The sequence below is a fragment of the Phenylobacterium sp. genome (assembly GCF_031412415.1).
GTDB lineage: Bacteria > Pseudomonadota > Alphaproteobacteria > Caulobacterales > Caulobacteraceae > Phenylobacterium.
Genome location: NZ_JANOCX010000257.1, coordinates 1 through 7,529, shown reverse-complemented (window position 1 = coordinate 7,529; position 7,529 = coordinate 1). Strand labels below are relative to the sequence as shown.

The following is a 7,529-nucleotide window of genomic DNA, read 5'->3' as shown; positions in this document are numbered from 1 at the left end:
TCTTGATGTTGTAGAGGCCGACCATTCGCCATTCGGACTTTGGCGCGATCACATTGAGGATTGTCGCGGTGGCGCTGGTGACGATCAGCAGATGGTCGGGGCTGGCCCACCTCACGTCGCGAACCTTGATGTCGCCGACCCGCATACCGTGAGCGGCGCCCGTAGCGACGTTCCGGACGATCACCTGCCGCTCTTCGTTGACCGTCCTGATCACGGCGATGTGGGTTCCGTCCGGGGATATCTCCACGGCCTCGATGGCTGGCAGCTTGCCGTAGGCCTCAATCGGCGCGGCGGCGGAAGGCCATGCGAACAGCGCGGCGTAAGCCGCCATCAAGATACGGAAAATCATACGCCCCACTCCCCAATGCGTTGAGATTGGCTCAGGGGTCGACTTCGATCAACCTGAAGTCGCAGCTATTGCCGCGCCATCTCCGCCTGGCCGACGGCCTCGCCGTCCAGGTCCTGCTCGCCGTCCATGGTGACGGTGACCTTGCGCAGCTTGCCGGTGAAGCTGAACGGCGCGGGATAGTCGCCGACCGCGCTGCCCCGGTCGCGGCCGATGTCCAGGCCCGACCAGGAGATCAGGGTGGCGAAGCCCAGATAGGTGTGCAGCTCGCCCGCGGGCGCGCCGTCGACGGTCAGGGTGAAGGTCCGCCCATCGCCCTGGCTGCAGGTGACGCCCAGGGTCCGCCAGCCCGGCTCAAGCGGCGCGTCCGAACTGACCGTGGCGCGGGTCCCGCCGATGTTGATCGTGTGGTGCAGCCGGCCGTCGCGGACGAACAGGCTGTAGCCGCAGGTGGCGTCGCCATGGGCGATCAACACGCCCTCGCTGCCAGGCTCGATCCTGGCCTCGGCGACGATACGATAGTCGCGGGACCGCACATCGGGCGCGCAGTCGGTCGGCAGGTGGCCCATCCCCTTGTGGAAGACGAAGCGCTTGCGAGGTCCCGAATAGCGCGCCGCGTTCTCGGCGAACCGCTGGGCGAAGCGGTCGTCCAGCGGCAGAACCTGGCAGGCCTCCGCCTCCTTCCACCAAAGGGCTTGAAGCTCGGCGAGCCGCGCGGGTTCGGCCTGCGCCAGGTCGTTGGTCTCGGAGAAGTCGGCGTCCAGGTGGAACAGCTCCCACCTGTCGTCGTCGAAGGGGCGGCCCGGCGGGTGATAGGCCACCGCCTTCCAGCCGTCCTTCCACAGGCCTCGGTGGCCGAACATCTCGAAGTACTGCGCCCGACCTCGCGCCGGGGCGGCGGGATCGGCCAGGGAGGGCGCGAAGCTAACCCCCTCCATCGGCATCTGGACCACGCCGTTGATGGCGTCGGGCGGCGTCAGGCCCAGCACCTCAAGTAGGGTCGGCGTGAAGTCGCTGGCATGGGCGAACTGGCCGCGCAGTTCGCCTCTGGCGGCGATCCCCTTGGGCCAGGAGATCACCAGCGGGTCGCGGATGCCGCCGCCGTGGGTGTTCTGCTTGTAGCGCCGCAGGGGCGTGTTCGACGCCATGGCCCAGCCGTGCGGGAAGTTCGAGTGGCTGTCGGGGCCGCCGACGAGGTCCAGGCGCGCCAGCTTCTCGGCTACCGGCTCGGGCTTCATGTTGTAGGGACCCATGGCGTTGACGAAGCCGAAGGGGCCGCCCTCCTGGCTGGCGCCGTTGTCCGACAGCACCAGGATCAGGGTGTCGTCCTTGAGGTCGGCCTGTTCCAGGAAATCGATCAGCCGCGCCAAGTGGCGGTCGGCGTGGTCCAGCATCCCGGCGAAGGCGCTCTGCAGGCGGGTGAACACCTTCTGCTCGTCGGCGGTGTAGTCGGCCCAGGCCTTCACCCCGTCGTTGCGCTCGGGCATGCGGGTGTCGGGCGGAACGATCCCCAGCGCCTTCTGGCGTTCCAGCCGGCGTTCGCGCTCCACGTCCCAGCCGCCCTCGAAGACGGCGTCGTAGCTCTCGATGATCTCCCTGGGCGCCTGATGCGGGGCGTGGCAGGCGCCGAGGGCCAGCCACAGCAGCCAGGGCTTGTCCGGCGCATCGGCCACGTGGTCGGCTACGTAGCGTATCGACTGGTCCACCAGGTCGGCGGTCAGGTGATAGCCTTCGGGATAGGTCGCCGGCGCGTCGATGGGCGTGTTGTCGCGCACCAGCTCAGGCGAGTACTGGTCCGTCTCGGCGTCCATGAACCCGTAGTAGCGGTCGAAGCCCCGGCCCAGCGGCCAGCCGTCGAATGGTCCGGCGGCCCCCGTCTCGGTCAGCGGCGTCGCGTGCCACTTGCCGACCATGTAGGTCCCATAGCCGTTGGCCCGCAGCATCTCCGGCAAGGTCCCGGCTTCCTTGGCGATCTTGCCGCGATAGCCGGGGAAGCCGGAGTCAAAGTTGGCCAGGCACCCCATGCCCACCGAGTGGTGGTTGCGTCCGGTCAGCAGGGCCGCCCGCGTGGTCGAGCACATGGCCGTGGTGTGGAAGCCGGTATAGCGCAGCCCCTGCCCGGCTATGGCGTCGATGGTCGGCGTCTTGATCGGCGAGCCGTAGCAGCCGAAGTCCGAGAATCCGACATCGTCGAACAGCACCACCAGGATGTTGGGCGCGCCCTTGGGCGGCGATGGCCGCTCCGGCCAATGCGGTGTCGAGTCCGCGAGCGTCCGACCGATCTTCGCCGCCATCTCTGCGTCCCCTACTTCTGGCTCGCGTAGAGCTTGACCACTTCGTGCAGGAAGTCGCGGCCCTCATAGAGCGAGCGCACCCGGATCTTCTCGTTCAGACCGTGGGCGCCGTTGCCTTCTGGCTCCCCGAACAGGCCCGACAGGCCATAGGTCGGGATACCGGCCGCGTTCAGGAACCGGCCGTCCGTGGCGCCCGTCGCCATGACGGGGACCAAGGGCACGCCGGGCCACATCTTCTTGGACACCTGCTCGACGGGGCCGGTGATGTTCTTGCCCAACGAAGGCGGGGGCGACACCGGGCTAGGGACGCCGACCGTTGTGATCTTGATGGCGTCGTCGGCCAGCACCTTGATCAACGCCTGCCGGACCTCCTCCACGCCTTCGCCTGGCAGGATGCGGCAGTTCACATTGGCCGTGGCGCGCTGCGGCAGGGCGTTCGGCGCATGGCCGGCCGTGAGCATGGTGGCGACACAGGTGGTGCGCATCATCGAGTTGCGGCCCGGGTCGGCGGCGACCCTGGCCACCGCGGCGGCGTCGGCGGGGTTCTTGGCGACGGCGGCCATGGCGGCGCCTGAGGGGCCGCCCTCGATCACAGACATGCGTTCGAAGTTGCCGCGCACGGCGTCGTTGAGCTTGACCGGGAAGTCGTGGACGCCCAACCGCGAGAGACCAGCAGACAGGCGGTAGATCGCGTTGTCGCGGATCGGGACGGACGAGTGGCCCCCCTTGTTTGTCACTTCCAAGGTGTAGTCCTGGTAGACCTTCTCACCGGCCTGGATGCCCAGCGAGACCCGCGCGCCGGACTTGTCCAGCCGCCCGCCAGCGCCCTCGTTCAGCACGAACTCGGCGTCCATCAGGTCCTTGTGGTTGGCGATCAGATACTGGACGCCGTTGAAGGTGTCGGGGGTCTCCTCGCCGCAGGTCAAGGCCATCTTGATCGTGCGGCGCGGCTTGAAGCCGTCCTTCCTGTAGCGGACCAGGCTGTCGACCCAGATGGCCGCCTGGGCTTTGTCGTCGCTGGCGCCGCGGGCGTAGAAGAACCCGTCCTCCTCCACCAACTTGAACGGATCGCGCTCCCAGTCGGCGCGGTTGGCCTCGACCACGTCGATGTGCGCCAGCAGCAGGATGGGCTTGGCCTTGCCGTCGCTGCCCTTCAGCGTGGCGACCAGATTGCCGTCCTTGGGACGGTCTGGCGCGACGATGATCTTCAAGTCCTCGTCGGCGAACCCCGCGGCCTTCAGCCGGGCGGCCATCGCCTCGGACGCCGCCGTGCAGCTGCCCACCGACAGCGTGGTGTTGATCTCGATCAGCTCCTTGTAGAGCTCGCGGAACGCCAGTTGGTCGGGTCGGGCGGTTTGCGCCGCGGCCGGCGCGGCCAGGGCCATCGCCGCGAGCGCAGCGGCGGAAAACAGTCTGATCATGAAGCACTCCAAACGAGGTGGAGCGACCCTATGGGGCAGGCGTTTCGACCGCAACGGCCATGCTTGCGCCTGCTCAGTTCACATCCGACTTCTTCGGCGCGGCCGGCGGCATGGGGGCGACTTGGACACCGTCCTCGGCGAGCGCCTTGATCTCGGCGGGCGTGGCCTCGCCATAGATGCCGCGGTCCTCGGAGCGTCCCTCGTGGATGGCGCGGGCCTCGACGGCGAAGGTGTCGCCGACATCGTCGAAGTTCTCCTCCACGTGTTTCCGCACCCGTCCCATGGCTTCCATCATCATGGCGCGCATCGGCGCGGGCAGATCGGGCGCATCGCGCTTCGTGCCGGCGACGGCGGGGGCCATGATCTGCTTGGCCACGGCCTTGGTGTCGCAGATCGGGCAGGCCACAAGCCCCCGCGCGAGCTGGCTGTCGAAATCGTCTGACGACCCGAACCAGCCCTCGAACTCATGGGCCGCGTCGCAGGCTAGGGCGTACTTGATCATGCAAGCGAAATGGGGGCTTCGAAGGCCATGGCGTTGGCCAGGGCCGGGATCGCCGCCCGCGCCTTGGCGACTGCGGAGAGGTCCAGGTCGACCACGAGCACGCCGGGCTCGTCGTGGTCCAACTTGCCCAGCACCTCGCCCCACGGGCCGATGGCGAGGGTCCGGCCATAGGTGCCCCGGCCGTCCTCATGGAAGCCGCCCTGGGCCGGCGCCAGCACGAAGCTGCCGGTCTCTATGGCCCGCGCCCGCAGTAGGATCTCCCAGTGCGCCTCTCCCGTCGGGCGGGTGAAGGCCGCGGGCGTGACGATCACCTCGGCGCCGGCCAGGGCCAGGGCGCGGTAGAGGGCGGGGAAGCGGACGTCATAGCAGATGGTGAGGCCGAGCTTCGTCTCGCCGGCCTGGACCGCCACCGCCCGCTCGCCGGGCTCATAGGTCTCGCTCTCGCGAGCCGTCTCACCGGTGGGCAGGTCGACATCGAACATGTGGATCTTGTCGTAGGTGGCGACGATCTCGCCGCGCGGTGAAATCAGCGCCGCGCGATTGGCGGCCTTGCCGTCCTCGCGTTTCACCAGGGCCGAGCCCACGAGGATGCCGACCGACAACTCCACGGCCAGGGCCTGGAGCCCCTGCACGACAGGGTCGTCTTCCAGCAGCAGCAGTTGCGGCGACAATGCCGCCTTGTCCTTCTGGAGGATGTTGGTCCCCTCAGGCGTGGCGATGAAGGTCGCGCCCTGAGCGGCGGCCTCGCGCACCAGCGCCGCCACGTGGGTCAGGGCGACCGCGTGGCTGGCGGGGGTGCGGGTCTGGATCAGTCCGACGCGTAGGGTCATGGGTCCAGTCCGTTAGGTCAGACCGCCGGTAAGCTCAACTCTATGCGGCGAGCAGGGCGTCCAGCTTGCCATCGTATTCCAGCGCCATCATGTCGTCGCAGCCGCCGATGTGACGATCGTCGATGAAAATCTGCGGGAAGGTCGCCTTGCCGCCAGAGCGCTTCAGCATCTCCTGGCGCTTCTCGGGGTCGAAGGCGGCTTCGATCTCGGTGAACGCGGCCCCCTTCTTCTCCAGCAGCGAGACCGCGCGGATGCAGTAGGGGCAATACGGCTTGGTGTAGATGGTGATCTGGGCCATGGCTCGATGAACGCGGATGAATCCGAAGGGTTCTATATGGAGCGGTTCGCGGTTTCTTTCACCCTCGCGATCACCGCCACATCGACGCAGAGGGCTCCGGCGGCCAGCAGCGCCCGCGAACAGCCTTCCAAAGTGGCGCCCGTGGTCATCACGTCATCGATCAGCAGGATGCGCTTGCCCGCCACCTGGGCCGCGCGGCCGGCCGGCACGCTGAACGCCGCGGCCACGTTACGCCGCCGCCCCGACCCCGACTTGCCGCCCTGGGTCTCGGTGGCCCGGACCCGCGTCAGGGCGTCGGGTAGATAGGGCACGTCCCACAGGCGGCTGAGCGGCCGGGCGATCTCGGCGGCCTGGTTGTAGCGTCGGCCCAGCAGGCGGCCGGGGTGCAGCGGCGTCGGTGCGATGGCGTCGGCCTGCTCAAGGAGGTCGCGGGCCGCCCGCGACAGCCAGCGGGCGAACAGCGGGGCGAGGTCGGTGCGATCGGCGTGCTTGAGCTGCAGGATCGGCCCGCGCGAGGCGTCGTCATAGAGGCAGGCGGCCCGCGCCCGGGCGAAGGCGCGCGGCTTGGCCAGGCAGTCGGCGCAGCGGACGCCCTGCCCCAGGTCATACTCGAAGGGCGTTCCGCACCCGTCGCACAGTGGGCCATCGATGAACGTGATGCGGCTCCAGGCCTCCGCCGAAAACCCCGGTGACTGCGGCAGGGGCCCGGCGTCGAGGGATTGCGGTGGGAAAACCAGGTCCAGCGCGGTACGAACCGCGGCCTTCACACGCACGCCGGGTTTCCACCGGTTCGCCGCATCCTCATCTTGTAGCAACAATGCCCGCCCCGCCTCGCCTCTTCGACCGCGCCCTGTTGCGCACCCGCCTGGACCGCGCCGCGCCGGCCTATGGCGCCGCCGACTTCCTGAAGCGCCGCGCCGCAGAAGACGCCGTCGTCCGCCTTGAGGCGATCATGCGCGAGTTCCCGCTCGCCGTCGACCTAGGGTCGAGGAACGGCGCCTTCCGCGAGGCCCTGGACCAGAGCGACGCGAAGGCTCGGGTGGGTTTGCTGATCGAGGCCGATCTGTCGGCCAGGATGCTCGCCGGGCGGACGGGCCCACGCCTGGTGGCCGACGAGGAGCGCCTGCCCTTCGCCTTCGCAAGCCTGGACCTGGTGGTCTCGACCCTGGCCCTGCACTGGACCAACGACGTGGTCGGCGCCCTGATCCAGATCCGCCGCGCGCTGAAGCCGGACGGCCTGTTCATCGGCTCGATGCTGGGCGGGGCGACCCTGACCGAGCTGCGCCGTTGCCTGCTGGACGCCGAGGCCGAGCTGACCGGCGGCGCCGGCCCCCGCGTCTCGCCCTTCGCCGACGCCTATGACGCCGCGGGCCTGTTGCAGCGCGCCGGCTTCGCCCTGCCCGTCGCCGACGTGGACAAGGTCACCGTCCGCTATGCCCACCCGTTGAAGCTGTTGGCCGACCTGCGGGCCATGGGCGAGACCAGCGTGCTGGCCGAACGCCACCCCAAGCCGCTGACCCGCGCCGTGCTCGCCCGCGCCGTCGACCTCTACGTCACCCGCTTCGCCGAGCCGGACGGCCGTGTGCCCGCCACCTTCGAGATCCTGACCCTGACCGGCTGGTCGCCCGATCCCAGCCAGCAGCAGCCGCTGAAGCCCGGCTCGGCCAAGATGCGCCTGGCTGACGCCCTGGGTGTGGTGGAGACGCCCCTGCCGCGCGACGAGGACTGAGGGCCGGCCTGCTGCCCGCGACCTAGGCTATTGGTCGCACTCGCACCGGCGCCCATCACATTCGAGTCGCATTTTGACCCAGCTCGGGTTCTATCCACGCCGACCCGTT

At 69.0% G+C, this 7,529-nt stretch carries 8 protein-coding genes; 1 reads left to right on the top strand and 7 read right to left on the bottom strand.

Annotated features, from left to right (window positions below):
• The 7 genes from RMO04_RS12705 to RMO04_RS12675 form a co-directional block, all read right to left on the bottom strand.
• Positions 1–349 (bottom strand): LpqB family beta-propeller domain-containing protein (locus RMO04_RS12705; protein WP_309645151.1); only part of this gene is annotated, 349 nt, incomplete at its 3' end.
• Between the two features lie 65 nt (positions 350–414).
• The gene (locus tag RMO04_RS12700) at positions 415–2,640 is read right to left on the bottom strand and encodes an arylsulfatase (protein ID WP_309645150.1); all 2,226 of its coding nucleotides are present in this window, start codon (positions 2,638–2,640) and stop codon (positions 415–417) included.
• An 11-nt stretch (positions 2,641–2,651) separates the two neighbouring features.
• Entirely contained in the window at positions 2,652–4,061 is a 1,410-nt protein-coding gene (locus RMO04_RS12695) for a M20/M25/M40 family metallo-hydrolase (RefSeq protein ID WP_309645149.1), read from the bottom strand.
• A 73-nt stretch (positions 4,062–4,134) separates the two neighbouring features.
• On the bottom strand, positions 4,135–4,563 hold the full coding sequence (locus RMO04_RS12690; RefSeq protein WP_309645148.1) for a DUF1178 family protein: 429 nt from the start codon (positions 4,561–4,563) through the stop codon (positions 4,135–4,137).
• Positions 4,560–5,393, bottom strand: coding sequence for a carbon-nitrogen hydrolase family protein (locus tag RMO04_RS12685; protein ID WP_309645147.1), 834 nt, complete (start codon positions 5,391–5,393; stop codon positions 4,560–4,562). Before RMO04_RS12685 ends, RMO04_RS12690 begins: the two co-directional genes overlap by 4 nt.
• A 40-nt stretch (positions 5,394–5,433) precedes the next feature.
• On the bottom strand, positions 5,434–5,691 hold the full coding sequence (gene grxC, locus RMO04_RS12680) for a glutaredoxin 3 (protein WP_309645146.1): 258 nt from the start codon (positions 5,689–5,691) through the stop codon (positions 5,434–5,436).
• Positions 5,692–5,723: 32 nt separating this feature from the next.
• On the bottom strand, positions 5,724–6,464 hold the full coding sequence (locus RMO04_RS12675) for a ComF family protein (protein WP_309645145.1): 741 nt from the start codon (positions 6,462–6,464) through the stop codon (positions 5,724–5,726).
• Between the two features lie 44 nt (positions 6,465–6,508).
• On the opposite strand from RMO04_RS12675, the gene RMO04_RS12670 reads away from it, so the two are divergent.
• Positions 6,509–7,420 (top strand): methyltransferase domain-containing protein, encoded by a 912-nt coding sequence (locus tag RMO04_RS12670; RefSeq protein WP_309645144.1) that lies wholly within the window; start codon positions 6,509–6,511, stop codon positions 7,418–7,420.
• Positions 7,421–7,529: the final 109 nt, after the last annotated feature.